Source organism: Streptomyces sp. NPDC020884 (genome assembly GCF_044333935.1).
In the GTDB taxonomy this organism is placed as follows: domain Bacteria; phylum Actinomycetota; class Actinomycetes; order Streptomycetales; family Streptomycetaceae; genus Streptomyces.
In genome coordinates this window covers 666,048-692,742 of record NZ_JBIRRY010000001.1, presented here as the reverse complement: position 1 = coordinate 692,742, position 26,695 = coordinate 666,048, and the positions used below count along the sequence as shown (strand labels likewise).

The following is a 26,695-nucleotide window of genomic DNA, read 5'->3' as shown; positions in this document are numbered from 1 at the left end:
GACAGCGCCTTGCCTGACAGACCCCACGTACCGTCAGGAAGGAACAACCATGTCACCCGCACCCCCACGGTGGTCCAGATACGCCACCGCTCTCGCCGCCCTCCTCGCGGCCACGCTCGCCGTTCCCGCCGCCGGCCCGGCCCTCGCCGCCGACCCCGAGGCCCGCGCCCCGCGCGTCGCGGCCGACATCCCGGCCGCCGACTACCAGCAGGTCCAACTAGCCCTCGGCGCCGCCGAACTGGGCGAGGCCATGTCGCTCGCCGTGCTCCCGGACCGGTCCGTGCTGCACACCGCCCGGGACGGCACGGTCCGGCTGACCGACGCCGCCGGAGCCACGAAGACAGCGGGAAAGCTCGACGTCTACACGCACGACGAGGAAGGCCTCCAGGGCGTCGCCGTCGACCCGGGATTCTCGACGAACCGCTTTGTCTACCTCTACTACTCACCGCTCCTGAACACCCCGCCCGGCGATGCCCCCACCACCGGCTCCGCGGCCGACTTCGAGGCGTGGAAGGGACACCTGAACCTCTCCCGCTTCGTCCTCAAGGCCGACGGCACCCTCGACACCGCCAGCGAGAAGGTCGTCCTCGAGGTCGCCAGCGACCGGGGTCAGTGCTGCCACGTCGGCGGGGACATCGACTTCGACGCCGCCGGGAACCTCTATCTGACCACCGGTGACGACACCAACCCGTTCGAGTCGGCCGGCTACGCCCCGATCGACGAACGCACCGACCGCAACCCGCAGTTCGACGCCCAGCGGTCCTCCGGCAACACCAACGACCTGCGCGGCAAGCTGCTGCGGATCAAGCCCACGGCGGACGGCGGCTACACCGTGCCGGCGGGCAACCTCTTCGCCCCCGGCACCGCCGGAACCCGCCCCGAGATCTACGCGATGGGCTTCCGCAACCCGTTCCGGATGTCCGTCGACAAGAAGTCCGGAGCCGTCTTCATCGGCGACTACGGCCCCGACGCCGGAACCACCGACCCCGGCCGGGGCCCCAGCGGTCAGGTCGAGTTCAACCGCGTCACCCAGCCCGGCAACTTCGGCTGGCCGTACTGCACCGGCAGCAACACGGCCACCGAGACCTACGGCGAGTACGCCTTCCCCTCCGGCCCCGCCGGGGCGAAGTACGACTGCGCCTCGGGCCCGGCCAACAACTCCTTCCGCAACACCGGCCTCGCCACCCTGCCCCCGGCCCAGCCCGCCTGGATCCGGTACGCCGGTGACGCCGGCTCCCCGCCGGAGTTCGGCGGCGGCTCCGAGTCCCCGATGGCCGGACCCGTATACAACTTCGACGCCGGCCTCGACTCCGCCGTGAAGTTCCCCGCCTCCCTCGACGGCCGCTTCTTCGCCACCGAGTACGGCCGCAAGTGGATCAAGCCGGTCGAGGTGAAGGCCGACGGATCACCCGGGACCATCGACACCTTCCCGTGGACCGGCACCCAGGTGATGGACTCCGCCTTCGGACCCGACGGCGCGCTGTACGTCCTGGACTACGGCACCGGCGCGAACAACCAGGCCCTGTACCGCGTCGAGTACCTCGCGGGCAGCAACCGCTCCCCGGTCGCCAAGGCCGCCGCCGACAAGACCTCCGGGCCCACTCCGCTCGCGGTCTCCTTCTCCTCGGCCGGCAGCGCCGACCCCGAGGGCGGAAACCTCTCCTACGCCTGGGACTTCGGCGACGGGGCCACCTCCACCGACGCCGACCCCAGCCACACCTACACCACGGCCGGGACCTTCAACCCGACCCTGACCGTCACCGACCCCGAAGGGCTCACCGGCACCGCGAGCCTGGTCGTGACGGCGGGCAACAGCGCACCCACGGTGACGCTGAACACCCCCGCGGACGGCTCGCTGTTCTCCTTCGGCGACTCCGTCCCCTTCACCGTGACCGTCAGCGACCCCGAGGACGGCACGATCGACTGCTCCAAGGTCAAGGTCACCTACCTTCTCGGCCATGACAGCCACCGCCACCAGATCACCTCGAAGAACGGCTGCTCCGGGACCATCGACGTACCCGTCGACGGCGAGCACGACAGCGCCGCCAACATCTACGGGGTCTTCGACGCCGAGTACACCGACGCGGGCGGGCTCACCACGCACAGCGACTCGATCCTCCAGCCCCGCCACCGCCAGGGCGAGCACTTCGCCGCCCAGAACGGCATCGAGGTCGCCCCGCACGGCTCCGCCGAGGGCGGCGCGAGCGTCGGCTACACGGACGACGGCGACTGGGTCTCCTTCGAGCCCTACGTCCTGTCCAACGCCACCTCCATCACGGCCCGGGTCGCCTCCGGCGGCGCGGGTGGCACCCTGGAGGTGCGGGCCGGCTCCGCGACCGGCACGCTCCTGTCCACGCTCACCGTCGCCCCGACCGGCGGCTGGGAGAACTACGTGGACCTCACGGCGGACGTGACCAACGCCCCCGCCGGATCCACCGAGCTGTTCTTCGTCTTCAAGGGCCCGACGGGTCAGGGCAGCCTCTTCGACCTCGACGCCTTCACCTTCCGGACCCAGGGAACCCAGGTGAGTGACCGATGAGACGATCCCGTACCCGCCGGCTGGCGTGCGCCGTGGCCCTCGCTCTCGGGGCGGCCTTCCTGAGCCCCGGCGTCCAGAGCGCGGCAGCCGCCGACCCCTACCAGGTCCTGGTCTTCTCCAAGACCGCCGGATTCCGCCACGACTCCATTCCGGCGGGCATCACCGCCATCCAGCAACTCGGCGCGGCCCATGAGTTCACCGTCACCGCCACCGAGGACGCGACCGCCTTCACCCCGGCGAACCTCGCCGACTACGAGGCCGTCGTCTTCCTCTCCACCACCGGCGACGTCCTGAACGACACCCAGCAGAACGCCCTGAAGGGGTACGTGGACGGCGGCGGCGGGTTCGTCGGCGTGCACGCGGCGGCCGACACCGAATACGACTGGCCGGAGTACGAGGACCTGGTCGGCGCCTGGTTCCAGAGCCATCCGGCGACCCAGGAGGCCCGCCTCACCACCGAGGACCACGTCCACCCGGCGACCGCGCACCTGGACGACACCTGGACGCGGACCGACGAGTGGTACAACTACCGCTCCAACCCCCGCGACAGCGTCCACGTCCTGCAGTCCCTGGACGAGAGCAGCTACAGCGGCGGCGAGATGGACGGCGACCACCCCATCACCTGGTGCCACCCGCAGCAGGAGGGCCGCTCCTTCTACACCGGACTCGGCCACACCATCGAGTCCTTCGCCGACCCGGACTTCCGCCGGCTCCTCCTCGGCGGCATCCAGTACGCGGCCGGAGCCGTCGAGGCCGACTGCGGCACCGGCGACCCGGGCCCGGACCCGGGCGGTGACAGCGCGGAGGCCGAGGCGTACACCTCCTCCTTGGGCGTCGAGGCCGCCCCGCACGCGGCGGCCAGCGGCGGAGCCACCCTCGGATACATCGACGACGGCGACTGGGCGGGCTACTCCGGCCTCGACACCGCCGGGGCCACCGCCTTCACCGCCACCGTCTCCTCGGCCGGCGCGGGCGGCACCATCGAGGTCCGCTCCGGCTCCGCCACCGGGCCGCTCCTCGGTTCCGTGGACGTCGCCCCGACCGGCGGCTGGGAGACCTTCACCGAGGTCACCACCGCTCTGAGCGCCGGGACGGGTCCGCTGTTCCTGCGGTTCACCGGGGGAGCGGGCGCGCTCTTCGACGTCGACCGCCTCGCCCTGACCCGCGCCCCGGCCGCCGAGGCCGGCGGCTCCTCCAACGTGCACCTCTTCTACTACCCCTGGTACGGCACCCCCGAGGGCTCGGGAAGCTGGCGGCACTGGCAGCAGGGCGGCCACACCCCGCCCGAATCCATCGGCGCCGACCTCTATCCGAAGCTCGGCCCGTACGACTCCGGGGACATCGCCGGAGCCGTCGACCAGCACATGGAGTGGGTCGAGCGGTCCGGCGCCGGCGTCATCGTCTACAGCTGGTGGGGACAGGGCGGTTACGAGGACTCCCTGGCCGGTGACGTCATGGACGCCGCCGCCCGCCACGGCATCGAGGTCGCCTGGCACATCGAGCCGTACGGGGGCCGCACCGCCGCCTCCGTCGTCGACGACATCGCCTATCTGGAAGGGAAGTTCGGCGACCACCCCGCGTTCTACCGGGACGCGGCCCACGGCGACCGCAACGCCTATTACATCTTCGAGAGCCTGAGGATCCAGGACTGGTCGGCGCTGGACGCCGTCGAGGACACCGCCATCGTGCTCGCCCAGACCACCGACACCACCAAGGTCGACCACTTCGGCGGGATCTACACCTACGACGGCATCGCCGGGGCCACCGCCCCGGGCTGGAAGCAGGCGGGGGACTACGCCAAGGCCAACGGCCTGGTCTGGGCCCCCTCGGTGGCCCCCGGCTACCTCGACGACCGGGCCGTCCCCGGCAACACCACCCCCACCCTGGGCCGTGCGGACGGCGCCTCCTACGACCTGGAGTGGAACAACGCCCTCGACCCGGCCATCGGCGGCGACCCCTCCTGGGTCTCCGTCACCTCGTTCAACGAGTGGCACGAGGGCAGCTCCATCGAACCGGCCTCCTCCAACCCGCCTCCGGGCCACGGTTACGAGACCTTCGAGGGGGCCTACGGAAAGACCGGGGAAGCCGCCGAGACGGCCTACCTCGACCGGACCGCGTACTGGGCGGACCGGTTCGAGCAGCAGCTCGGCCGGCGCGGCTAGCCCCACCGGGACCGCACGGGAAACGGCCGCGTTCCGGCGGGAACGCGGCCGTTTCACCCGCTCGGCGAGGTCAGTCGGAGCGCTGGATGCTCCGCATCCGCCCGTACGCGTACACACACCCTGCCAGCGCCAGGTCGGACAGCAGCATGAAGCCGATCGCGTAGGAGTCCTTGGCGCTGTAGATCGCGCCCATCACCAGCGGCGGCACGAAACCGCCGAGCCCGCCCATCGCGCCGACGATGCCCGTCACACTGCCCACCTTCGGCTGCGGCGTCACCTGCGAGACCAGGGCGAACACACTGCCGCTCGCGGTGCCGAGCCCCGCCGCCATGGCCAGCAGCGCGATCGTGCCGCCCGGGTTCAGCGGCGGCTCGAAGGCCTGCACGATCGCCATCAGCGCGGCCAGCAGCAGGGCCGCCGAGGTCACCAGCGCCGGATGGATCCGGTCCGAGAGCCAGCCGCCGATCGGCCGGAAGACGACCGTGACCAGGGCGAACCCGGCCGCCTTGGTGCCCGCCTCGGTCGGTGACATCTCGTACCAGGTCTTCAGATACGTCGGCAGATAGACGCCGAACGCCACGATGCCGCCGAAGCCGATCGCGTACAGCGCCGACAGCTCCCAGGTCACCCGCAGCTTCCCGGCCTCGCCGAGCCGGTGCGCCAAGCTGTCCGTGGGGATCTTCCGGCCGGGATGGTCGCTGACCAGGACGGCGGAGAGCAGCGCGAACACCAGCAGCGCGCCCGCGACCACGAGGAACGGCAGGTTGTCGCCGTGCTTCGCGATGCGCGGGGTGAAGAAGCCCGACAGGGCCACCCCGCCCATGCCCATCCCGAAGACGCCCAGCGCGAAGCCCCGTTTGGAGGGCGGGAACCACGAGTTGACCAGGGGGACGCCGATCGCGAACGTCGTCCCGCCGAGCCCCAGCAGAAAACCGACCGCGAGCATCGCCCCGTAGGAGTTCTTCGCCGGGATCAGCAGCAGTACCGGCACGATCGTCAGCGCGGAGACCAGCGGGAACATCAGCTTTGCGCCGTACTTGTCCGTCAGCGCCCCCACCGGGATCCGGCCGAGCGACCCGACGAGCACCGGCACGGCCACCAGGAAGGACTGCTGGAAGGAGCTGAGCCCCAGCCGGTCCTGGTAGTCCCCGGACATCGGCGCGATCAGGTTCCACGCCCAGAAGGTCAGCGCGAAGCCGACCGTCGCCATCACGAGATTGCGGTACGCGGCCGGGGACGGTGCGTCGGCCGCCGCGGCGGGCGGCTCGGGGGACTGCTTGACAGAGGTGTCCACGGAAGCCAGTCAAGGGGGCGGGACACCGCGGGGCCCGCCGGACTGCTCCGACCGGGGGACAGCGGCTTCCTTCAGCCGATATCGGCTGGAGCTGGGACAATCGCGGTATGGATCGGCTGGACAGGGAAATCCTCGGAATTCTTCAGGAGGACGCCCGGATCTCGTACCGGGATCTGGGCGTACGCGTGGGGCTCAGCGCCAACGCGGCGGGCGACCGGGTCCGCCGGATGCGCCGCGACGGGGTCATCCGGGGCTTCACCGTCATCGTCGACCCGGCCGCCGACACCCGTTCGGGCCTGGTCGTCTTCATCGATGTGTCGCTGCGCCTGGACACGACGAACGAGGAGTTCGAACGCTCGGTGCTGATGCTGCCGGGGATCACGGAGGTGGTCCACGTGACCGGCGGCCACGACTACCTCGTCCGGGCCACCGCCGCCGACCCGGCGGCCCTGGACACCCTGCTGCGCCGGCTGAAACGGGAGGCGGGCATCGCCCACTCCAACACCCGGATCGCGCTGCGGGCGGCCCCGAAGCACTGACCCCGCCGGGCCCCGGTCAGATCGGGGCCTGCCAGGTCACCGTCGTCGCCGGGCCGTCCTCGCCGCGCCCGTCGTCCGCGACCGCCAACCGCACCCCGCTCCGCCCGTCCGGCAGCCGGACCGTGGCGTCCACCTCCACCTCGATGGCCGAGACCCCGGGCCTGCGGTGCGCGGCGGCCAGCGCCCCGCGGAGGGCGGCCAGCAGCTCCCGGCCCGTCTCCTCGCCCACCAGCGCGTCCACCGCCCCGGTGAACTGCACCGACGGCGGGAAGCCCAGCAGGGCGGCCGCGCCCCCGGTCTCCCGCAGCACCCGGCCCCGGAAGGTGCTCGGGGCCTCGGCCGGAGGCTGCTGGAGGGCGAAGATCGCGGTGCGCACCTCCTGGATGGTGGAGTCCAGCTCGTCCACGGCCCGGCCCAGCAGATCGCCGGCCTCCGCGTCCGTGCCGCCCCCGGGCCCCTGGGCCGACGCGGACCGCCGACGGGTCGACTCCAGCATCATCTCGGTGGCGAAGAGCCGCTGGACCACCAGATCGTGCAGGTCACGGGCGATCCGGTCGCGGTCCTCGTACACCGCGAGCTGCTCCCGGTCGGCCTGCGCGTCCGCCAGCACCAGGGCCAGCGCCGCCTGCGAGGCGAACTGGGTCGCCAGCAGCCGGTCCATGTCCGTGTAGGGCGGCTCGCCGCGTCGCCGGGGCAGGGCGAGGGTCCCGATGAGCCGCCCGCCGCTCTGCAGCGGCAGCATCATGCTCGGCCCGAATCGGGAGCGTACGCCGGTGGTCATCCGGGGATCGGTGGCCGAGTCGTCGATGAAGACCGGTTCGCCGCCGAGCAACTGCACCAGGACGGCGGAACCGGGCTCGATCACCGTGCCGACGATGCCCGCCGGATCGTCCAGCGTGGAGGCGGTGACGATCTCCATCCCGCCCTCCTCCGTCGGCTGGAGGATCACCCCGGCCGACGCGCCCGCCAGGACCCGGGCCCGCTCGGCCACCGTCATCAGCGCGTCCGCCGCGTCGGTGCCGGTCAGCAGGGCCGTGGTGACGGCTGCCGCCCCCTCGATCCAGCGCTCGCGCTGCCGGGCGCTCTCGTACAGCCGGGCGTTGCCGATCGCGATGCCCGCCTGGGCGGCGAGGACCCGCAGCAGGGCCATGTCCGTGTCGCTGAACGGCCCCGGCCGCTTCCCGCCGAGCCAGAGGTGGCCGAAGACCTCGGTGTGCACCCGGATCGGGGCCCGGAGGAAGCTCCGCACCGACGCGCGGCCCGGTCCGGGTCCGGCGGTCCGCGCGGCCGCGTCCAGGTCCTCGGAGCGGAGCGGGAGGGGATTCTCGATCAGGGCGCCCAGCGTGCCGGACGGCTCGTCCGGGAAGAGGTCGAGATGCCGGCGCTCCGCCTCCGTCATCCCGGCGGTGTACAGCTCGCCGATCCGGTCCCGGTCCGGCTCCAGCACGCCGAGTGCGCCGTGCTGGGCCCCGGTGAGGGCGGTGGCGGTGTCCACGATCTGCTGGAGGGTGGCGCCCAGCTCCAGGTCGCTGCCGACGCTGAGGACCGCTTCCAGGAGCATCGGCAGCCGTCCGACGGCGGCCGGGCCTGGCTCCAGGGGCCCCTTCATCGGCCGCGTCCCTCGCACCGCCCGGTCCGTGCCGACGGGCTCACCCCGCCAGCGGGTTGAGGACCATCGGCTGGATCTTGCCGTCCAGCATCGCGCCCAGGCCGAGCACCGAGCAGACGTCGGGGCGCTCCGCGATGTGCACCGGCATCCCCGTCGCGTCGCGCAGCATCTGGTCGAGGCCCGGCAGCAGCGCGCTGCCGCCCACCATCATGATTCCGCGGTCCGCGAGGTCGGCCACCAGATCGGGCGGGCAGTCGCGGAGCACCCTGCCCACGCCGTCCAGCACCGCGGTGAGCGGGGTGTGGATGGCCTGCCGCACGGCGGCGGTGTCGACCTGCACCGAGCGGGCCAGCCCGGTCGCCACGTCGCGGCCGTGGATCTCGGTGAGCGCGGGGCCGGTGAGCTGGAGGCCGTTGCCGTGCAGCGCCAGCTGGAGCGGGCGCACGGACTGGCTCGGGAGCAGCAGCTCGTGGTGCTGGCGCAGATGCTGGATGATCGCCTCGTCGATCGCGTTGCCGCCCACCGGGATCCGGACGGCCGTCACGATCGAGCCGAGCGAGAGCACCGCGATCTGGGTGGTGGCGGCCCCGCACACCATGATCATGGTGGCGGTGGGCTGCTCGACCGGCAGCCCGCAGCCCACGGCCGCCGCGATCAGGGTGTCCACCAGCTCGACCCGGCGGGCGCCGAGCCCGACCAGGGTCTCCACCGTCGCACGCTGGGCCAGCGGGTCGGCGTCGTGCGGGGTGCAGGCGGCGGCGCGCAGCCGGGGCTTGCGCCGCAGCTGGCGGCGGAGCTTGTCGCCCAGCAGATGGCGCAGCATCCGCTGGGCCATCTCGATGTCGACGACGGTGCCGCCGGACACCGGACGGGCCACCCGGATGTACTCGGGGGTGCGGCCGGTCATCTGCTCGGCGAGCGCGCCGACGGCGATGAGGGAGCCGGTACGGGTGTTGACGGCGGCGACGCTCGGTTCGTCGACGACGAGCCCGAGCCCCTTGACGTACACCCGGGTCCTCGCGGCCCCGAGGTCGACGGCGACATGGCAACGCTGCAACTGCTCAAGGCTGACGGTCACGGCGAGTTCTCCCGAGAGCGCGGATGGGGGACGCCGGCGGCAGCCGGCTCTCCTTGCATGGTCGCGCTCCCCGGGCCGTCGCGCGCGCTGAGATGCGCCGTAAGGGGGGCCGGAGCTGACGGCTCCTCAGTTACGTCCTGCGTCAGAGCGGCAGCAGCCGCTGGAACAGCCCCCAGGTGAACTCCGCGACGCGCTCCCGGCCGGACGCCGGGTCGGTGACGGCCAGCGCCCACCGGGTCGGGGCGCTGCCCTCCATCGGCCGGGCCGGGGGAAAGGCGCGGGCCGCCTCGTCCACCGTGCACGACCACGGGAGCAGCGCGTCCGGCGTGGTCAGCCGGGGCCCGGCCGCACCGGGAGCCCGGACCAGCCACTCGTTCCACACGGCCCCGCCGGGCCCGGTCATCACCTCGAACCGCAGGTCCGGCCAGAGGGGCACCGGCCACAGCAGCGCCTCGCACTCCAGGTCCCCGACCCGGCGCGACAGGGTCAGCTCCGGTTCGCCGAGCACCGAGCGGTAGCGCCGCAGCGATCCCCGCCCCCGGGGAGCGCGCACCATGGCCTGCCAGCGGCGGTTGGCCTCCCGCAGGTCGGCCAGGGAGGCGCTCAGTTCGTGCCGCGCCTCCTCGACCAGACCCGGCTGGTGATCGGCCATCCGGCGCAGCAGGACGAGCTGGAACTGAAGGGGGCCGAAGGGGGCGGGAGCGGTCATGCCGCCCATCCTCCCGGGTGTCGGGCGGATCGGACGCCGGCCGCGCAGCCGGGCTCGGACCCACCGGAGTTCGGGGGGCCTTCCTCACAGGATCCTCACCTGCGCGGCTTCCCTGGTTGTTCTGTGCACGCCTAACCTGCGGGCGTCATGGATTACTGCCACCCGTGCCGACGGCATCTCAACGGAGCTCTGGCCTGCGCCGGGTGCGGAACTCCCGTCGAGGCGCTGGGCCCCTACGCCATCCCCGCGTCCGCCGGGCCCGAACCGGACGCGCCGGACGGGACGGCCGCCCCGGCCGCTCCCGCCGCCCACGGCCGCCGCGCGCGCGGCGGCCGCTCCGACGGCCGACGGGAGACCCGGCGCGAGCCCTCGTCCGACGCCCCGCGCGACCGGCGCCGCGCCGCGCGTCCGGCGTCGCGGCGACGGACCCGCGGCGGCCATCGCCGACGCGGCCGGACCGTGCTGCTCGCCGCCCTCGGGCTGCTCCTCGCGGCGGGCGCGCTGAGCCTGGCGGAACTGGCCCTGGAGCCCGGACGGGACGACACCGCCGCCGACTTCGTCAGCGATGCGCCGGGCGACCCGGCCGAGGTCGCGCCGCAGGAGTCGTCCGCCGACGCACCCCGCGACCCCGGCCCGGTCGGCTCCCGGGCCGGGGCGACCACGGGCCCCGGCACGGACGCCTCACCGGCGGACGCGCGCGAGGAGAGCCCCGCGGAGTCGCCGAGCCCCGAAGCCTCCGCCACGGACGAGCCCACCGCCTCCCCGGCCCCCGACGGGCCGAGCCCGTCCGACGCTCCCGACGACCCGCCGGACGATCCGCCGGGTCCGGGCGATCCGGCGGACCCGACGACCGCGCCCGCCCCGCCGCCCCCGGCCGAGCCGACGCCCACCCCGACCCCGTCCCCGACCTGCACCCGCTTCCTGTGGTGGTGCACCTAGCCGGCTGCTCGGACAGCCCTTAGGCCGCCTCGCCGAGCATCCGGCGCAGCAGGTCCCGCAGGACCGCGCGCTCGGCGTCGGAGAGACCGGCCAGCGGCTCCCGGGCGAAGTCCAGCGCGTCCCGCAGCTCGCGGGCCGTGCGTCGGCCCTTCTCTGTCGCGGCGGCCAGCTTCACCCGCCGGTCGGCCGGATCGGGCCTGCGCTCGACCAGTTCCCGGGTCTCCAGCCGGTCGATGATCCCGGTCACGTTCGACGGCTCGCACTTGAGCCTGAGGGCGATCTTGCGCATCGGCAGGGGCTCCAGCGAGAGCAGCCCGAGCACCCGTGCCTGCGCCCCGGTGAGGGAGTGCTCGGCGGCGGCCCGGTCGTACTCCTCGTGGTAGCGCGCCACGACGGTGCCGATGAGCTCGACGACCTCGAGGGTCAGGGGGTCTGTGCGAGTGGCCATGGGTCACAGCGTACCGATTTACTTGACATCATGAAATATTCAGGCGCATGGTTGTTTCATGTCATGAAGCTTTTCGCGCCGCACGGCGCGGAAGCTCAGTTCCCGTAGGACATTGAGGAGAACCCGAGCCCATGTCTGCAGCACTTCCCACGTCCAGCCGCGAATGGCACCTGGTCGCCCGCCCGCACGGCTGGCCCGAGGCCGAGGACTTCGCGCTGCGTGAGGCCGAGGTCGCCGCTCCGGGCGAAGGCCGCATCCTCGTCCGCAACAAGTACTTCTCGGTCGACCCGTACATGCGCGGCCGGATGAACGACGTGAAGTCCTACACCCCGCCGTTCAAGCTCGACCGCCCCATGGACGGCGGCGCGGTCGGCGAGGTCATCGCGTCGAACGCCGAGGGGTTCGCCGTCGGCGACCACGTCCTGCACGGCCTCGGCTGGCGCGAGATCGCCGACCTGTCCGCGAAGCTCGCGGTCAAGGTCGACCCCGACCTCGCCCCGCTCTCCGCCTATCTCGGCGTGCTCGGCATGACCGGACTCACCGCCTACGCGGGCCTCTTCGACGTCGCCTCCTTCAAGGAGGGCGACGCGGTCTTCGTCTCCGGCGCGGCCGGGGCCGTCGGCAGCCAGGTCGGCCAGATGGCGAAGCTCAAGGGCGCCTCCCGGGTCATCGGCTCCGCGGGCTCCGACGAGAAGGTCAAGCTCCTCACCGAGGAGTACGGCTTCGACGCCGCGTTCAACTACAAGAACGGGCCGGTCCGCGACCAGCTCAAGGAAGCCGCCCCCGACGGCATCGACGTCTACTTCGACAACGTCGGCGGCGAGCACCTCGAAGCCGCGCTCTCCTCGCTCAACGTGCACGGCCGCGCCACCATCTGCGGCATGATCGCCCAGTACAACGCGACCGAGCCGACCCCCGGCCCGAACAACATGGCGCTGATCATCGGCAAGCGGCTGCGGCTCCAGGGCGTGCTCGTCGGCGACCACAAGGCCCTCCAGCCGCAGTTCGTCCAGGAGGTCGCCGGCTGGCTGGCCTCGGGCGAGCTGAAGTACCGGGAGACGACCGTCGAGGGCATCGAGCACGGCTATGACGCGTTCGTCGGGCTGCTGCGCGGTGAGAACACCGGGAAGATGATCGTTTCCCTGGTCTGACCCGCCCCCGGCCGGTCCCGGTCACACGTTAGGCTCATCCACAGGCCGTCGCGATCGTGGGCGCGAGTCGCGGCGCACCAACAGGAGGAATCCTCACACCATGACCATCCAGAAGATCGACGTCGCCTACACCGCCGTCGCCACCGCCGAGAACGGCCGCGACGGACGGGTCTCCTCCGACGACGGTCAGCTCGACGTCGTCGTCAACCCGCCGAAGGCCATGGGCGGCAGCGGCGCGGGCACCAACCCCGAGCAGCTCTTCGCGGCCGGCTACAGCGCCTGCTTCCAGGGCGCGCTGGGCGTCGTCGCCCGCCAGGAGAAGGCCGACATCTCCGGCTCGACCGTGACCGCCTCGGTCTCCATCGGCAAGACCGAGGCCGGCGGCTTCGGCCTGGAGGTCGCGATCAGCGCCTCCATCCCGAACGTCGACGCCGCCACCGCACAGGCGCTCATCGAGAAGGCCCACCAGGTCTGCCCGTACTCGAACGCCACCCGCGGCAACATCAGCGTCGAGCTCTCGGTCGCCTGACCGCAGCGCGCAGCATGAGGACCGCACCCCGGCACCGGGGCGCGGTCCTCACCGCTTTCCGCACGCCAGTACGCTGACGCCCATGAGTGATCTCGGGGCGGGTTTCGGCTACTTGATGAAGGGGCAACGCTGGGTTGCCCAACACGGACGATGGTTCGGATTCGGGCTGCTGCCCGGACTCGTCACCCTCGTCGTCTACGCCGGTGCGCTGATCGGACTCGGTTACGGAGCCGACGACTTCGTCGGCTGGGCGACCCCGTTCGCGGACGACTGGTCCTCGCCCTGGCAGGGGCTGCTGCGCACCGGTCTGACCGCGTTCGTCTTCGTCTTCGGCCTGTTCCTCGCGGTCATCACCTTCACCGCCGTCACCCTCCTGGTCGGCCAGCCCTTCTACGAGTCGCTCTCCGAGGAGGTCGACCGCAGCGAGGGCGGCGAGGTCCCCGAGTCCGGACTGCCGCTCTGGCGGGAACTGTGGATCTCCGCCCGCGACTCCGTGCGCATCCTGCTGCGCGTCGCCCTGTACGGGATCATCCTCTTCGCCTGCGGTTTCATCCCGGTCGTCGGCCAGACCGTGATCCCCGCGATCGGCTTCTGCGTCTCCGGCTACTTCCTGGCCGAGGAACTGACCGCCGTCGCGCTCCAGCGCCGGGGCATGGTCCTCAAGGACCGGCTCGGCCTGCTGCGCGGCCGCCGGATGTTGGTGCTCGGCTTCGGCGTCCCGCTGACCCTGGCCTTCCTGATCCCGGTCGTCGCGGTGTTCCTGATGCCGGGGGCCGTCGCCGGGGCCACGCTGCTCGCCCGCGACCTGGTGGACCCGGACGGGGCGCCCGACCCCGGGCCCGGCGGCGCCGACAGCGGTGACGCACCGGCCCCCCGTGCGTGGTCCGCGTGACCGAACTGCTGGCGGTCGCCGCCATCACCGTCCTCGCGGTCGTCTCGCCGGGCGCCGACTTCGCGATGGTCGTCCGCAACAGCTATCTGTACGGGCGCACCACCGGCGTCCTCGCGGCCACCGGCGTCGCGGCGGGCGTCCTGGTCCACGTCACGTACACGATGCTCGGCGTCGGGCTGCTCATCGCCTCCTCCACCGCCCTGTTCACCGCGGTCAAGCTGGCGGGCGCCGCCTATCTGATCTACATCGGGGTGCGCACCTTCCTGGCCCGCGCCGACCTCGACGTCGACCTGACGGACCGGCCGGGGCTCTCCCCGTTCGGGGCGCTGCGCAGCGGCTTTCTGACCAACGCCCTCAACCCGAAGACGACGCTGTTCGTCGTCGCGACCTTCACCCAGGTCGTCGGGCCCGGCACCGCCCTGTGGCAGCAGGCGGGCTACGGCCTGTTCATGTCCGCCGCCCACCTCGGCTGGTTCGCCCTGGTCGCGCTGTTCTTCTCGCACTCCCGGCTGCGCGGCGCGATGCTGCGCCGCCAGAAGGCGCTGAACCGCTCGATCGGCTCGGTCCTGGTCGGTCTGGGCGTCACCCTGGGTCTGGCCCGCTGAGCGGAGCCCCGCAGCGATCCCCTCAGCGCGCCGAGAACGCGTACTCGGTGCGCGAGGCGAACTCCTCGCCCGGCCGAAGCACCGTGGACGGGAACTCCGGCCGGTTCGGCGAGTCCGGGAAGTGCTGGGTCTCCAGCGCGATCCCCGCGCACGGGCCGAACGGCCGCCCGTCGAAGTGGTCGGCCGTGTACAGCTGAAGCCCCGGCTCGGTCGTCCGCACGGTCAGCAGCCGCCCGGACGCCGCGTCGTACAGCTCGGCTGCGACGGCGTCCGCCGCGTCCGTCCCCTCCTCCAGCACGAAGTTCTGGTCGTACCCCGCGCCCACCGCCCGCATCCCCCGGAAGTCGAACCGGGTCCCGGCCACCGGCAGCCGCTCACCGGTCGGCACCGACGCCGCGTCCACCGAAGTCACCTCGCGCGCCGCGATCCGCAGCTGCTGGCCGAGCGCGCTCCCGCTGCCGGCGCCCGCCAGGTTCCAGTACAGGTGGCTGGTCGGGTTCAGCACGGTCGGCGCATCGGTCACCGCCCGGTAGTCGAGCCGCAGCGCCCCGCCCGGCGCCAGGGTGTACGTCACCGAGAAGTCGAGCCGCCCCGGATACCCCTCGTCCCCGTCCGCCGAGACCAGGGACAGCCGCACCCCGCCCGGCACCGCCACCGCATCCCACATCCGCTTGTCGAAGCCCCTCGCCCCGCCGTGCAGATGGTTGCCGCCCTCGTTGGGCGTGAGCCGGTGCGTGCGCCCGTCCAGGACGAACGACGCGCCCCCGATCCGGTTCGCGTACCGCCCGACCACCGCGCCGAAGTAGGGGGCGGGAAACTTCTCGTAGCCCGCGACCTCCGGGAGCCCGAGCGCCACCGGGGCCCGGGATCCGTCCCGGCCCGGCGCCTCCACCGACTGCACGATCGCGCCGTAGTCCAGGACCCGCACCCGGACCCCGTCCCGCTCCAGCGTCCACCGGCGGACGGGCGACCCGTCCGCGAGAGCGCCGAAGTCTTCCGTGCGGATCGCCGTGTCCGTGCTGGTGGTCATGGTCACCGACCCTACGCGGGAGGGGCGGCCGCCGTGACGTTGCGGTAGGCGATCTCCGCCAGCCGGGCCTGGCCGTCGCGGCTCGGGTGGAACCAGTCCCACTGGCTGAGCTGGGTGCCGGTGAAGCGGAAGTCGAACACCGCCCCGCCGTCGTACCGGCAGCGCCGGTCCTTCGCGCACACGTCCCGCAGCACCTCGTTGTACGCCACCACCCGGTCCTGCACCGCGTCCCGCCGGGCCACCGCCGTCGGGCCCAGATCATCCGCGTCTGCCAGCATCGACTTGCAGATCCCGAGCCGCCAGATCGTCTTGCCCAGCTCGTTCACCCGCCCCGTCGACCAGAGCCGTTTCAGGTCCGGCACGCTGGAGACGTACACCTGCGCCTTCGGCGCCCCGGCCCGCAGCTGCCGCATCGACGCCTCGAACGAGGCCCGGAAGTCCGCCACCGGCGTCATCAGCCGCACCGAGTCCCGGCACGCGTCGTTCGCGCCCATCATCACCGTCACCAGCTCCGGCCGCTCCTTCGCGGCCAGCGCCATCTGCTCCGGCAGTTGCACCATCCGGGCCCCCGACACCGCGTGGTTCCAGCTGCGGTCCGCCGCCTTCGAGGGGCCGAGCAGCCGGACCGCGAGACTGCGCACCGCGTCGTCCGTGCCGGTCGCCCACGACACCTCGGGACAGTCGGCCAGCACCGAGCACGCGTCGAACCCCCGGGTGATCGAGTCCCCGACGGCCGCGACCGACCCGGGCCGGGGGTTCCAGTCCGGGGTGGGGGAGGGGGACGGCGACGCACCGCGCGTGGCGGCCGGCGCGTTCCGCGACACGCCGCCCTCCGCGCCGCCACCGCCGCATCCGGCCAACGCGGCCACGCCGATGAGGGAGAGCGCCGCCAACGCGGCGGCAGCGGTACGCATTCGTGGGCGTGTCACACGCTCCGGCATTCGTGGATCCCCTCCGGTCAACCCCTGGCCTATGCCTCTGGACCAGCCCCCCGGCAAGCCCATGATCCCCAGGTCGGGGCTCTGCGCGCCCTGCCGGGTGAAAGCCGGCGAATCAGAGGCCTGAGACCGACGGTACGTCACACGGACGGCCCCGGCGCACGATAGCTTTTCCCCGTCGAACCAGTGGCGTCCCGCCCGCCCGCGTACACACGGGTGGCTCCGGTACATTACGTCACGTCACATACTGTCCCTTTTCAGGAGATTAACTCCCGATGCTGTTTACTGATGACAACCTCGGGAACCGGCCGGAAAGAGGCGGTACGGGCGCGAGGCCGCTGGGGAAGGCGTACCTCGTCCCACACGGGAGGTTCCGGTGACGACACGTGGAGTCCTGTACGTTCACTCCGCACCGCGCGCGCTGTGCCCACATGTCGAGTGGGCAGTGGCGGGCGTCCTCGGTGTGCGGGTCCAGCTGGACTGGATCAGACAGCCGGCCGCCCCCGGCACCTGGCGGTCCGAATTCTCCTGGAAGGGCCGCGCCGGCACCGCCTCGCAGCTCGCCTCCGCCCTGCGCGGCTGGGATCTGCTGCGCTTCGAGGTGACCGCCGAGCCGTGCCCCACCGCCGAGGGCGAGCGCTACAGCTCCACCCCCGGACTCGGCATCTTCCACGCCGTCACCGGCATGCACGGTGACATCCTGATCCCCGAGGACCGGCTGCGGGCCGCGCTGGCCCGCTCGGTGCGCGGCGAGAGCGACCTGGAGAGCGAGATCGCCTCGCTCCTGGGCAAGCCGTGGGACGACGAGCTGGAGTCCTTCCGCCACGCGGGCGAGGGCGCGCCCGTTCGCTGGCTGCACCAGGTGGTGTAATTCAAGCCCCTCCGGCGCCCCTCACCCAGCGGTGATCGGCGAACAATCCAAGCCCCTCCGGCGATTGAGGAGCGGGGTCCGGGGCAGAGCCCCGAAAGAACGACGAAGCCCGCCTCCCGGACCCCGGGAAGCGGGCTTCACTGTGCGAGGCGTCACACGGACCGGAACGCCAGCACCACGTTGTGCCCGCCGAATCCGAACGAGTTGTTGATGGCCGAGATCGGCCCCGTGGGCAGCACCCGCGGCTCCCCCCGCACGATGTCCGCGTCGACCGCCTCGTCGAGGTCGTCGAGGTTGATGGTCGGCGGAGCGATGCGGTGGTGCAGCGCCAGGACCGTCGCCACCGTCTCGATGCCGCCCGCGCCACCCAGCAGGTGACCCGTCATCGACTTCGTCGCGGAGATCGCGACATGGTCGAGGTCGTCGCCCAGCACCTTGCGCAGCGCCTTGATCTCGGCGAGGTCGCCCTGCGGCGTCGACGTGGCGTGCGCGTTGAGGTGGACCACCTCGGACGGCTTGAGGTCGCTGGAGTCGAGCAGGTTCTGCATCGCGGCGGCGATGCCCCGCCCGGTGGGCTCGGGCTGCGCGATGTGGTGGGCGTCGGCCGACAGACCCTGGCCCAGCACCTCGCAGTAGACCCGCGCGCCCCGCGCGGCGGCGTGCTCGGCGGACTCCAGGACGACGACGCCCGCACCCTCGCCGAGGACGAAGCCGTCCCGGCCGGTGTCGTACGGGCGCGAGGCCTTCTCGGGCTCGTCGTTGCTCTTGGACATCGCCATCATGTTGGCGAACGCGGCGATCGGCAGCGGGTGGATCGCCGCCTCGGTACCACCGGCGACGACCACGTCGGCGCGGCCGGTACGGATCATCTCGACGGCGTACCCGATCGCCTCGGCGCCCGAGGCGCAGGCGGAGACGGGCGTGTGGACACCGGCCTGGGCGTTGACCTCCAGGCCGACGTTGGCCGCCGGGCCGTTGGGCATGAGCATGGGAACGGTGTGCGGGGAGACGCGGCGTACGCCCTTCTCCTTCAGCACGTCGTACTGGTCGAGCAGGGTGGTCACGCCGCCGATGCCGGAGGCGATGACCGAGCCGAGGCGCTCGGGGGCGATGCTCTCATCCTCGCCGGCCTTGGCGGTGAAGCCCGCGTCCGCCCAGGCCTCGCGGGCCGCGATCAGTGCGAACTGCGCCGAGCGGTCCAGCTTGCGGGCCAGCGGGCGGGGAAGAACGTCGCCCGGATCGACGGCCGCGAGGGCGGCGATCCGGACGGGCAGTTCGGCGAACCGCTCGCCTTCGAGAGGCTTGACGCCGGACCGGCCGGCCATCAGACCTTCCCAGGTCGATGCGGAGTCGCCACCCAGCGGAGTGGTTGCGCCGATACCGGTGACGACCACGGTGCGATTGGTCGAGTTCACTGGAAAATCTTCTCCACGTGTAGAGGGTCGTGAATCAGCGGCGCCACCGCCGGGTGGCGACACAGCCGGGCTGGGATCAGCCCTGGTGCTTCAGGATGTAGTCGGCGGCGTCGCCGACCGTCTTGAGGTTCTTGACGTCCTCGTCGGGGATCTTGACGTCGAAGCGCTCCTCGGCGGCGACGACGACCTCGACCATGGACAGCGAGTCGACGTCCAGGTCGTCGGTGAAGGACTTGTCCAGCTGGACGTCCTCGACCGGGATACCGGCGATCTCGTTGACGATCTCGGCGAGACCGGTGACGATCTCTTCCTGCGTGGCGGCCATCTTGGCGCTCCTTCGGGTGGGTTTCTTCGGGGTTCGTGCGTACGGACCGAAAGGTCCGGTGTGCCTAGGGGAGAGTAACGACCGTCGCGGCGTAGACGAGACCCGCCCCGAAGCCGATGACGAGCGCGGTGTCGCCGCTCTTCGCCTGACCGGTCGCCAGGAGCCGCTCCATAGCGAGCGGAATCGAGGCGGCGGACGTATTGCCGGTGGACTCGATGTCACGGGCGACCGTGACATGCTCCGGCAGCTTCAGGGTCTTCACCATCGAGTCGATGATCCGCATGTTGGCCTGGTGCGGAATGAAGACGTCCAGGTCCTCCGGGGCGATCCCGGCCGCGTCCAGCGCCTGCTGGGCGACCTTCGCCATCTCGAAGACGGCCCAGCGGAAGACCGCCTGGCCCTCCTGCGTGATGGCCGGGAACTTGATCTCGCCCTTCGAGTCGAGCGGCAGCTTGGAGACGTCGCCGACGTGCAGGTCGTTCCAGGCCACCGTCTGCTTGATGGTCTCGGACTTGTCGCCCTCGGAGCCCCACACGGTCGGGCCGATGGCCGGCTCCTGGGAGGGGCCGACGACGACCGCGCCCGCGCCGTCGCCGAACAGGAAGGCCGTCGCGCGGTCCTCCAGGTCGGTCAGATCGCTGAGCCGCTCCACGCCGATCACGAGGACGTACTCCGCGGAGCCCTCGACGACCATGCCCTTGGCGAGGGTGAGGCCGTAACCGAAGCCCGCGCAGCCGGCCGAGATGTCGAACGCGGCGGGCTTGCCCGCGCCGATCTTGTGCGCGATCTCGGTGGCGACGGCCGGGGTCTGCTTGAAGTGCGAGACGGTCGAGACGACGACCGCGCCGATCTGCTCGGGGTCGATGCCCGCGTCGGCGATGGCCTTGCCGGACGCCTCGATCGACATCGCGGCCACGGTCTCCTCCTCGGAGGCCCAGTGGCGGGTGACGATGCCGGAGCGGGAGCGGATCCACTCGTCGGACGAGTCGATCGTCTCGAGGATCACCGCGTTCGGCACGACCCGGGTCGGGCGGTAGCCGCCGACCCCGAGGATCCGTGCGTACGGGGCGCCCTTGCTGGGCTTGATCTTCGACATGCTCGCTCCTTAGGCGCCTGCGTGCTCGGAGATGAGCGCGCGGGCCGCGTCGAGGTTGTCGGGGGTTTTCAGCGCGAGCGTCTTCACACCGGGCAGCGCGCGCTTGGCGAGACCGGTCAGCGTGCCGCCGGGGCTCAGCTCGACCAGCGCGGTGACGCCCAGGGCCTGGAAGGTCTCCATGCACAGGTCCCAGCGGACCGGGTTGGCGACCTGCCCGACCAGCCGGGCGATGACCTCGGTGCCGGTGGCCACGGTGTGACCGTCGGCGTTGGAAACGTAACGCACGGTCGGGTCGGAGATCGTGAGGTCGCCGACCGCCGCGCGCAGCTTCTCCACGGCCGGGGCCATGTGGTGCGTGTGGAACGCGCCGGCCACCTTCAGCACCACGACCCGGCGCACGCCCTCGGGCATGTCGGCCTCCAGGGCGGCGATCTGGGCGGCGGTGCCCGCGGCGACGACCTGACCGCTGCCGTTGATGTTCGCCGGGGTCAGCCCGAGCTTCTCCAGGTGCGGGACCGTCACGTCGGGGTCCCCGCCGAGGAGGGCCGCCATGCCGGTCTCGGTGACCGCGGCGGCCTCGGCCATGCCGAGCCCCCGGGTGCGGACGAAGCGCATCGCGGCCTCGTCGTCGATGACGCCGGCGAGCGTGGCGGCGGTGATCTCACCGACGCTGTGGCCCGCGACGATGGACGGCGAGGCGTCCAGCGCGGCCGCCGAGAGCAGTCCGGCGGCGACGAGGAGCGGCTGCGCCACGGCCGTGTCGCGGATCTCGTCCGCGTCGGCCTGCGTGCCGTAGTGGGCAAGGTCGAGCCCGATGGCGTCGGACCAGGCCGCGATGCGGTCGGCGGCACCGGGAAGGTCGAGCCAGGGAGTCAGGAAGCCGGGCGTCTGAGCGCCTTGGCCGGGAGCGACGAGTACGAGCACCCTCACACTCTCTCTTGTGGACGGCTCCGGACGCCCGTGGGGACAGGGACGAAGAACCGTCGGGGGAATTGTTGAAGTCCGACAAAAGTCTAGGACTGAGGATCCGCAGCCGCCAAGCGCCCCAGGATCAGAGCGATCCGGAGCGTGAACGCGGAGCGCACATCGGAGGGTGACCACCCGGTGACGTCGGTCACACGTCGTAGCCGGTAGCGGACGGTGTTGGGGTGCACGAAGAGCATCCGGGCGGCGCCTTCCAGACTGCTCGCCTGCTCCAGATAGACACTCAGCGTTTCCAACAGAGCAGAACCGGCCTCTTCCAGCGGTCTGTAGATCTCCTCCACCAACTGGTCCCGCGCGGCGGGGTCTCCGGCCATCGCGCGTTCCGGGAGGAGATCGTCCGCCAGCACCGGCCGCGGCGCGTCCTGCCACGCCAGGCACGCCTTCAGTCCGGCGGCCGCCGCCTGCGCGGAGCGGGTCGCGGCGAGCAGGTCCGGCACCACGGGCCCCGCGACGACCGGCCCGGCGGCGTAGGGCCCGATCAGCCCCTTGGCGACCTGGAGCGGGTTGTCGCTGCCGCCCGCGATGACGACGAGGCGGTTGCCCAGGACACCGGTGAGGACCTGGAGCTTGGCGTGCCGGGCGGCGCGCCGGATCGCTTCCACGGTCAGCTCGCTGTCCCCGTCGGGCGCGGTGCCGAGGATGACGCAGACGTGCTCGGGCGAATTCCAGCCGAGCGCGGCGGCCCGGGACACGGCCCCCTCGTCGGCCTCGCCGGAGAGCACCGCGTTCACCACGAGGGACTCCAGCCGGGCGTCCCAGGCGCCCCGGGCCTCGGCGGCCTGGGCGTAGACCTGAGCGGTGGCGAAGGCGATCTCGCGCGCGTAGACGAGCAGCGCCTCGCGCAGCAGCGACTCGTCGCCGGGGGCCGCCACCTCCTCGATCGCGGCCTCCATGACCTCGATCGTGGTGCGCACCATCTCCACGGTCTGCCGCAGGGTGATGGCCCGGGTCAGTTCGCGCGGGGCGGTGCCGAACACATCGGTCGAGATGGCCTGCGGGGTCTCGGGATGCCGGAACCACTCGGTGAACGCGGCGATGCCGGCCTGGGCGACCAGGCCGATCCACGACCGGTTCTCCGGGGGCATCGCCCGGTACCACGGCAGCGATTCGTCCATGCGGGCAATCGCGTTCGCGGCCAGCCGGCCGGAGGACTGCTCCAGCCGTTTCAGGGTCGCGGCGTGCAGGTGGGCGTCGTGGGCGGGGGGCTGCTCAGGATCGGGTCGGGGCACGAGGTCAAGACTGCCTTATCGGGCCGGAGGATCGGTGGGCCGGGGCGACCGCGTCCCCTACCGGCGGGTAGGCGAACACCCCGCGCAACCCGCGCTCCCACCGCCGGAGCCGTACGCCCGTCGCCGGGCTACCGTTGGCCGGGTGATATCCGTGCACCGGTCCGATGACCGCTACCGGGGCGGGGACGAGGCCGCCGGGATCGTCACCCGGCACGCCCTGTCCTTCGGCCCCTTCTACGACCCGGACAACCTCCGCTTCGGCCCGATCCTGGCCTGCAACGAGGAGCGCCTCGAGCCGGGCTCGGGCTTCGCGGAACACCCCCACAGTCATACGGAGATCGTCACCTGGGTCGTCGCGGGCGAGCTGACCCACCGCGACTCGGCCGGCCACTCCACCGTCGTCCGCGCCGGGGACGTGGCCCACCTGAGCGCCGCCTCCGGCGTCCGCCACGTCGAACGCAACGACGGCACCGCCCCGCTGACCTTCCTCCAGATGTGGCTGGCCCCCGTCGAGCCCGGCGGCGAACCCTCGTACACGGTCGTGCCCGGCATCGCCGACTCCACCCCGTACGCCCTGCCCGGCGCGGGCGCGATGCTCCATGTCCGCCGCCTGACCGGGGGCGAGCGCACGGCGGTCCCGGACGCGGTGCGCGCCTACGTCCACGTGGTGCGGGGGCGGGTCGCCCTGGACGGCGAGGAGCTGGGACCGGGCGACGCCGCCCGGATCACCGACGCGGCGGACCTGGAGGCGGTCGCGGTGAGCGGGCCTGCGGAGCTGCTGGTGTGGGAGCTGGCGGGCTGAGGTCCTACCCGGCGCGGCGGGCCCGCCACAGGTCGCGGAGCAGGGCGATCTCGGCCATGTGGTGGATGAACTCCAGATTGCCCCCGGCCACCACGCCGATGTACGCGTCGTCGGGGTCGGAGCCGTACGGATACTGCGAGAAGCCGACCGTGTCGAGCTGCTCCTCGGTGACGGTGTCGAGGCTCGCACGGTAGCGGTCGATCGTCTCCCAGAACCGCTCGAGCGCGAGCGCGGCGGAGGGTGTGAAGTCGACCAGCAGGTTCGGCTCCCGCCGCCGCTCGCCGAAGGACCACTCCCACTGCCCCGCGTAGCAGGAGTGCAGATGCCCCAGCCGCCACGCGATGGTGGTGATCGGCACGACGTCGGGCTCCGGCTCACCGGTGTGGGCGAGGACCTCCTCGACCCGTTCGACGCTCACGCTCCAGTCCTTGGCGATCTTCGCGACGGACATACCGCTCGCCTGCTGCCGCGCGATCTCCGCGTACTCGCTCGCCGGAATCTTCGGCGCCCCCTTGTCGATCACCCACGCGCCCGGCCCGTACGCCCGGGGCGTCACCGCCTCCTCCCGGCGCCGGATCGACCAACTGCCGGGCGCGGGCTCCCACAGGTACTCCTCGTCCCCGAGGCCCTTCAGCCGGACCTGGGCCATCTCCCTCGCCTGATCGAACTGGTCGATCAGAAGGCTCAGTCGGTCGGTCCGCGGATCCTGGCCGCTCATACGTGGCTCCCTCGTCGTGGCGCCACGCGATCCACGGCGCTGGGAGGGAAGGTAGCGGCTCGCCTAGCGGGGTGCGACCGAATTCCGGGGCGGGCCGGGCTTTCGGGGCGCCGGTCAGGCCTTGGAGCGCTTCTCGCGCTCGTCCGCCAGCCTGTCCAGCTCGCGCATCGCGTGGGAGTGTCCACTCAGCCGCAGGCTCACCGTGCCGGCCGTGAACAGCGCCGACCCCACCAGCGACACGGGGAGCGAGACCCCCAGAACGGCCAGCGCCTCGGGCCAGTCGCGTTCGTCCGCGCAGTAATCGCCCTTCCACACGCCCCCGTTGGCCGTGCCGCGGTCCGTGAACAGACGCGCCGCGCACTCACCGGTGTGGCCGCTCCTCGTCTCCACCGTGTAGTCCGTCAGCAGCAGAATCCCGCACCAGCCCCACAGCAGGCCCGCCAGGAGCAGCAGACCGGCTCCCCAGCGACGTATCCGGGTGGACTGGCCTCGGAATTCGATGTCGTATTCGCGTGATCGCATGGCGCACGAATCTAGCAGCGCCCAGGGTGCAGCTCCGGCTCAGGGCAACGAGCGGGTGAGCCACACCACTTCACCGTTCTCCTCCATGGAGACACGGTCCCGCTCGAACCCGAGCTTCTCCAGGACCCGGAAGGACGGTGTGTTCCACGTGGCGACGGTCGACCAGAGCCGCTTCCTGCCGGTCGCGGCAGCGGCTTCCAGCACCGCACCGGCCGCCTCGGTGGCGTAACCGCGCCCATGCGCGTGCCGGAACAACTCGTACGCGATCTCGGGCTCTTCCAGCGTGGAGCGGCCGATGATCAGCCCGCAGTAGCCGATGAAGTCGCCTTCCTCGCGGCGCTGGATGGGCAGCAGCGCGATGCCCGTGGTCTCCGTCGCGGCGAGCAGCTCCCCGATGGACGACCGGAGGTGCTCGACGCTGGACGTCGGCTTGCCGCGCTCGGCGAGCAGATCGCGGAACCGGGCGGCGTCCGACGCGGCCCACGGCCGCAGGGTCAGCCGCTCGGTCTCCAGGTGGAAGGGCATGGTCTCGTACGTCGACATGCGCCCTACTCTGCCGCACGGGTCGGCGTCGCCACCATCACTCACCGAGGGCCGTCTCCTGGCCCATTCTCACGCCCTCCCGGGAACCCGGGCCTCAGTCGTCAATGTGCTTGCTCGATGTGTTCGCGAGCCGTGTCACGAGATGATCCGGGACCGGCTTGTGCGGCGGGAAGGTGACGCCGGTCTTGCTCGCTGTGAGGCCCGCTTCTGCGATTTCTTCGGCATGACCTGAGATCGCAGGGGCGAGAAAATATAGCCCGATCTGCTTGCTGAACGCTGCGTAGCTCGCGACGACCTTGCCGCGAATCCTGAACCCCGGCATGTTGTACGCCACCATCTCCTCCGCATCCGGGAGGGCCCCGCGCAGGAGGTCCCGGAGGTGGTTGAGAACCGGGCGGAACGCCTCCGGCGCAGCAGCGATATAGGAGTCGTGATCAGGGATATTCGCCATATCTATGCCTTTCTCTCAGGAGGGAAACTCTAGCTGCGTTCGTTCGCCGGTTCCTCTCTGTGCCCTCACGCCCGCAGGCACGCCGGCACCGGGAATCGAGAACAGGCACGAGAAGAAAGAACCCTGACCGGCCTGGGATGATCACGGCGTCGGAGGCGTCCTTGCTAGCCCCGCCTCACCGCATACGGCGCGTCAGCGCAGCCCGTCCACGAACGCCTGCCAGGCAGGGGCCCCGAGGACGATGGCGGGACCGGTCGGGTTCTTGCTGTCGCGGACGGGGACGGACCCGCAGGCGGAGCCGTCGGCTACCTCGACGCACTCGCCGCCGGTGCTGCCGCTGTACGAGGAGGTCCGCCAGGCCGCGCCGCCGGTCACGGTGCACTCGACGCAGTCGCCGCCGGTGCTGCCGCTGTAGCTGGACTTACGCCATTCCGCGCTCGTCAGGTCAGGGCCGTGCTCCATAACGCTCCTCCATCACGCGGCGGATCCGCGCCACCGATTCCTCGACGGAGAGTGCGGTGGCCTGGAGGTGAGCGTATCGGAGCGAGGCCTCCCGGACCGTTTCGGGGTTGGCCGTCATATGGCCGGAGATGAGGTCCTCGGTGTAGATGATGTCCGGGTCGTCGTCGAAGCGCATGCCGGTGAACGAGCCATCCAGGCTCGCGTGTTCACCGGCCTCGAAAGGCAGCACCTGGATCCGCATCCAACGGTGCGCCGAGTGGTCCAACAGCTTCTGGAGTTGGGCCCGCATCACCTCGTGGCCGCCGATCGGCCGGTACAGCACGGCCTCGTCCAGGATCGCCCAGGCCAGCGGCGGCTTCTCCCGCTCCAGGATCCGCTGGCGCTCCATCCGGGCGGCGAGCAGGCCCTCCAGGTCGTCCGGCATACCGGTGGCCAGGACCGCCCGCGCGTACTCCTCCGTCTGCAACAGCCCGTACACCACCTGCGCCTGGTACGTGGAGATGTACGCGGCCTTCGCCTCCATGTCCGCGTACGGCTGGAACCACGTCGGCAACTGGCTCCGCAGAACCAGCCCCACCAGTCGTGAGAACGTCCCGTCCGTCCCCAGCGCCGCGTCCACCCGCTCCGAGAAGTCGCGGGTCGGAATCTTTCTCGTCGTCTCGATCTGGCCGATCAGCGAGCCCGTGCAGAAGATGATGTCGCCCAACTGCGGCTGCGTCAGGCTGTGGGCCTCGCGCCGGCGGCGCAACTCCCCGCCGTAGTAGGCGAGCGGGGAAGCATCGGGATCGAGCGTTTGGATGTTGGCCACGGCGCGG

Annotated in this window: 28 protein-coding genes; 10 read left to right on the top strand and 18 right to left on the bottom strand. The window is 71.9% G+C overall.

The window, feature by feature from the left end:
- Nucleotides 1–49 precede the first annotated feature (49 nt).
- Together ACH4UK_RS03180 and ACH4UK_RS03175 are read left to right on the top strand one after the other, a co-directional pair.
- The gene (locus ACH4UK_RS03180) at nt 50–2,539 is read left to right on the top strand and encodes a PQQ-dependent sugar dehydrogenase (RefSeq protein WP_398354354.1); all 2,490 of its coding nucleotides are present in this window, start codon (nt 50–52) and stop codon (nt 2,537–2,539) included.
- On the top strand, nt 2,536–4,701 hold the full coding sequence (locus ACH4UK_RS03175) for a ThuA domain-containing protein (RefSeq protein ID WP_398354353.1): 2,166 nt from the start codon (nt 2,536–2,538) through the stop codon (nt 4,699–4,701). Before ACH4UK_RS03180 ends, ACH4UK_RS03175 begins: the two co-directional genes overlap by 4 nt.
- 70 nt (nt 4,702–4,771) lie before the next feature.
- On the opposite strand, the gene ACH4UK_RS03170 is transcribed toward ACH4UK_RS03175, so the two are convergent.
- Entirely contained in the window at nt 4,772–5,995 is a 1,224-nt protein-coding gene (locus tag ACH4UK_RS03170; RefSeq protein WP_398354352.1) for a nitrate/nitrite transporter, read from the bottom strand.
- Nucleotides 5,996–6,102: 107 nt separating this feature from the next.
- Between ACH4UK_RS03170 and ACH4UK_RS03165 the strand changes: the two genes are divergently transcribed.
- Nucleotides 6,103–6,534, top strand: coding sequence for an Lrp/AsnC family transcriptional regulator (locus ACH4UK_RS03165; RefSeq protein ID WP_398354351.1), 432 nt, complete (start codon nt 6,103–6,105; stop codon nt 6,532–6,534).
- A 16-nt stretch (nt 6,535–6,550) separates the two neighbouring features.
- Here ACH4UK_RS03165 and ACH4UK_RS03160 read toward each other — a convergent pair whose 3' ends face one another.
- From ACH4UK_RS03160 to ACH4UK_RS03150, 3 genes are all read right to left on the bottom strand, one after another.
- On the bottom strand, nt 6,551–8,143 hold the full coding sequence (locus tag ACH4UK_RS03160) for a GAF domain-containing protein (RefSeq protein WP_398354350.1): 1,593 nt from the start codon (nt 8,141–8,143) through the stop codon (nt 6,551–6,553).
- A gap of 40 nt (nt 8,144–8,183) precedes the next feature.
- Nucleotides 8,184–9,221: a rod shape-determining protein gene (locus tag ACH4UK_RS03155; protein WP_398354349.1), complete on the bottom strand. Its 1,038-nt coding sequence runs from the start codon at nt 9,219–9,221 to the stop codon at nt 8,184–8,186.
- A 142-nt stretch (nt 9,222–9,363) separates the two neighbouring features.
- The gene (locus tag ACH4UK_RS03150; RefSeq protein ID WP_398354348.1) at nt 9,364–9,930 is read right to left on the bottom strand and encodes a hypothetical protein; all 567 of its coding nucleotides are present in this window, start codon (nt 9,928–9,930) and stop codon (nt 9,364–9,366) included.
- Nucleotides 9,931–10,077: 147 nt separating this feature from the next.
- Between ACH4UK_RS03150 and ACH4UK_RS03145 the strand changes: the two genes are divergently transcribed.
- Nucleotides 10,078–10,869 carry a hypothetical protein gene (locus ACH4UK_RS03145; protein WP_398354347.1) on the top strand — a complete coding sequence of 264 codons (792 nt, stop codon included), beginning with the start codon at nt 10,078–10,080 and terminating at the stop codon, nt 10,867–10,869.
- A gap of 19 nt (nt 10,870–10,888) precedes the next feature.
- Here ACH4UK_RS03145 and ACH4UK_RS03140 read toward each other — a convergent pair whose 3' ends face one another.
- Entirely contained in the window at nt 10,889–11,317 is a 429-nt protein-coding gene (locus ACH4UK_RS03140; protein WP_398354346.1) for a MarR family winged helix-turn-helix transcriptional regulator, read from the bottom strand.
- A gap of 131 nt (nt 11,318–11,448) precedes the next feature.
- On the opposite strand from ACH4UK_RS03140, the gene ACH4UK_RS03135 reads away from it, so the two are divergent.
- The 4 genes from ACH4UK_RS03135 to ACH4UK_RS03120 all read left to right on the top strand — a co-directional run bounded on the left by ACH4UK_RS03135 (nt 11,449) and on the right by ACH4UK_RS03120 (nt 14,494).
- A complete protein-coding gene (locus ACH4UK_RS03135) occupies nt 11,449–12,468 on the top strand; it encodes an NADP-dependent oxidoreductase (protein ID WP_398354345.1) in 1,020 nt (339 codons plus the stop codon).
- A 100-nt stretch (nt 12,469–12,568) separates the two neighbouring features.
- On the top strand, nt 12,569–12,997 hold the full coding sequence (locus ACH4UK_RS03130) for an organic hydroperoxide resistance protein (RefSeq protein WP_073801584.1): 429 nt from the start codon (nt 12,569–12,571) through the stop codon (nt 12,995–12,997).
- 82 nt (nt 12,998–13,079) lie between these two features.
- Complete coding sequence (locus tag ACH4UK_RS03125) at nt 13,080–13,889, top strand: EI24 domain-containing protein (RefSeq protein ID WP_398354344.1); 810 nt, start codon at nt 13,080–13,082, stop codon at nt 13,887–13,889.
- Nucleotides 13,886–14,494: a LysE family transporter gene (locus ACH4UK_RS03120; RefSeq protein ID WP_398354343.1), complete on the top strand. Its 609-nt coding sequence runs from the start codon at nt 13,886–13,888 to the stop codon at nt 14,492–14,494. Before ACH4UK_RS03125 ends, ACH4UK_RS03120 begins: the two co-directional genes overlap by 4 nt.
- A gap of 22 nt (nt 14,495–14,516) precedes the next feature.
- On the opposite strand, the gene ACH4UK_RS03115 is transcribed toward ACH4UK_RS03120, so the two are convergent.
- Complete coding sequence (locus ACH4UK_RS03115; protein ID WP_398354342.1) at nt 14,517–15,524, bottom strand: aldose epimerase family protein; 1,008 nt, start codon at nt 15,522–15,524, stop codon at nt 14,517–14,519.
- Between the two features lie 11 nt (nt 15,525–15,535).
- Nucleotides 15,536–16,438 (bottom strand): SGNH/GDSL hydrolase family protein, encoded by a 903-nt coding sequence (locus ACH4UK_RS03110; RefSeq protein WP_398354341.1) that lies wholly within the window; start codon nt 16,436–16,438, stop codon nt 15,536–15,538.
- Nucleotides 16,439–16,838: 400 nt separating this feature from the next.
- On the opposite strand from ACH4UK_RS03110, the gene ACH4UK_RS03105 reads away from it, so the two are divergent.
- A complete protein-coding gene (locus ACH4UK_RS03105; RefSeq protein WP_398354340.1) occupies nt 16,839–17,333 on the top strand; it encodes a DUF3145 domain-containing protein in 495 nt (164 codons plus the stop codon).
- A gap of 152 nt (nt 17,334–17,485) precedes the next feature.
- Here the strand turns inward: ACH4UK_RS03105 and fabF are convergent, their stop codons facing one another.
- From fabF to ACH4UK_RS03080, 5 genes are all read right to left on the bottom strand, one after another.
- Complete coding sequence (gene fabF, locus ACH4UK_RS03100) at nt 17,486–18,748, bottom strand: beta-ketoacyl-ACP synthase II (protein WP_398354339.1); 1,263 nt, start codon at nt 18,746–18,748, stop codon at nt 17,486–17,488.
- Between the two features lie 76 nt (nt 18,749–18,824).
- Nucleotides 18,825–19,073 carry an acyl carrier protein gene (locus ACH4UK_RS03095; protein ID WP_014045780.1) on the bottom strand — a complete coding sequence of 83 codons (249 nt, stop codon included), beginning with the start codon at nt 19,071–19,073 and terminating at the stop codon, nt 18,825–18,827.
- Between the two features lie 64 nt (nt 19,074–19,137).
- On the bottom strand, nt 19,138–20,169 hold the full coding sequence (locus ACH4UK_RS03090; protein WP_398354338.1) for a ketoacyl-ACP synthase III: 1,032 nt from the start codon (nt 20,167–20,169) through the stop codon (nt 19,138–19,140).
- Between the two features lie 9 nt (nt 20,170–20,178).
- Entirely contained in the window at nt 20,179–21,093 is a 915-nt protein-coding gene (locus ACH4UK_RS03085) for an ACP S-malonyltransferase (protein ID WP_398354337.1), read from the bottom strand.
- Between the two features lie 89 nt (nt 21,094–21,182).
- Nucleotides 21,183–22,382 carry a CdaR family transcriptional regulator gene (locus ACH4UK_RS03080; RefSeq protein WP_007449388.1) on the bottom strand — a complete coding sequence of 400 codons (1,200 nt, stop codon included), beginning with the start codon at nt 22,380–22,382 and terminating at the stop codon, nt 21,183–21,185.
- A 142-nt stretch (nt 22,383–22,524) separates the two neighbouring features.
- Here ACH4UK_RS03080 and ACH4UK_RS03075 point away from each other — a divergent pair, with 142 nt between their 5' ends.
- Nucleotides 22,525–23,184: a pirin family protein gene (locus ACH4UK_RS03075; RefSeq protein ID WP_398354336.1), complete on the top strand. Its 660-nt coding sequence runs from the start codon at nt 22,525–22,527 to the stop codon at nt 23,182–23,184.
- 4 nt (nt 23,185–23,188) lie between these two features.
- Here the strand turns inward: ACH4UK_RS03075 and ACH4UK_RS03070 are convergent, their stop codons facing one another.
- The 6 genes from ACH4UK_RS03070 to ACH4UK_RS03045 form a co-directional block, all read right to left on the bottom strand.
- Entirely contained in the window at nt 23,189–23,902 is a 714-nt protein-coding gene (locus ACH4UK_RS03070) for a DinB family protein (RefSeq protein ID WP_398354335.1), read from the bottom strand.
- Nucleotides 23,903–24,016: 114 nt separating this feature from the next.
- Nucleotides 24,017–24,424 (bottom strand): hypothetical protein, encoded by a 408-nt coding sequence (locus tag ACH4UK_RS03065; RefSeq protein ID WP_398354334.1) that lies wholly within the window; start codon nt 24,422–24,424, stop codon nt 24,017–24,019.
- Between the two features lie 39 nt (nt 24,425–24,463).
- Complete coding sequence (locus ACH4UK_RS03060) at nt 24,464–24,967, bottom strand: GNAT family N-acetyltransferase (protein ID WP_398354333.1); 504 nt, start codon at nt 24,965–24,967, stop codon at nt 24,464–24,466.
- Nucleotides 24,968–25,061: 94 nt separating this feature from the next.
- Nucleotides 25,062–25,418 (bottom strand): iron chaperone, encoded by a 357-nt coding sequence (locus ACH4UK_RS03055; RefSeq protein WP_398354332.1) that lies wholly within the window; start codon nt 25,416–25,418, stop codon nt 25,062–25,064.
- Between the two features lie 192 nt (nt 25,419–25,610).
- Complete coding sequence (locus tag ACH4UK_RS03050) at nt 25,611–25,880, bottom strand: DUF397 domain-containing protein (RefSeq protein ID WP_398354331.1); 270 nt, start codon at nt 25,878–25,880, stop codon at nt 25,611–25,613.
- Complete coding sequence (locus ACH4UK_RS03045) at nt 25,864–26,688, bottom strand: helix-turn-helix domain-containing protein (protein ID WP_398354330.1); 825 nt, start codon at nt 26,686–26,688, stop codon at nt 25,864–25,866. Before ACH4UK_RS03045 ends, ACH4UK_RS03050 begins: the two co-directional genes overlap by 17 nt.
- Nucleotides 26,689–26,695 lie beyond the last annotated feature (7 nt).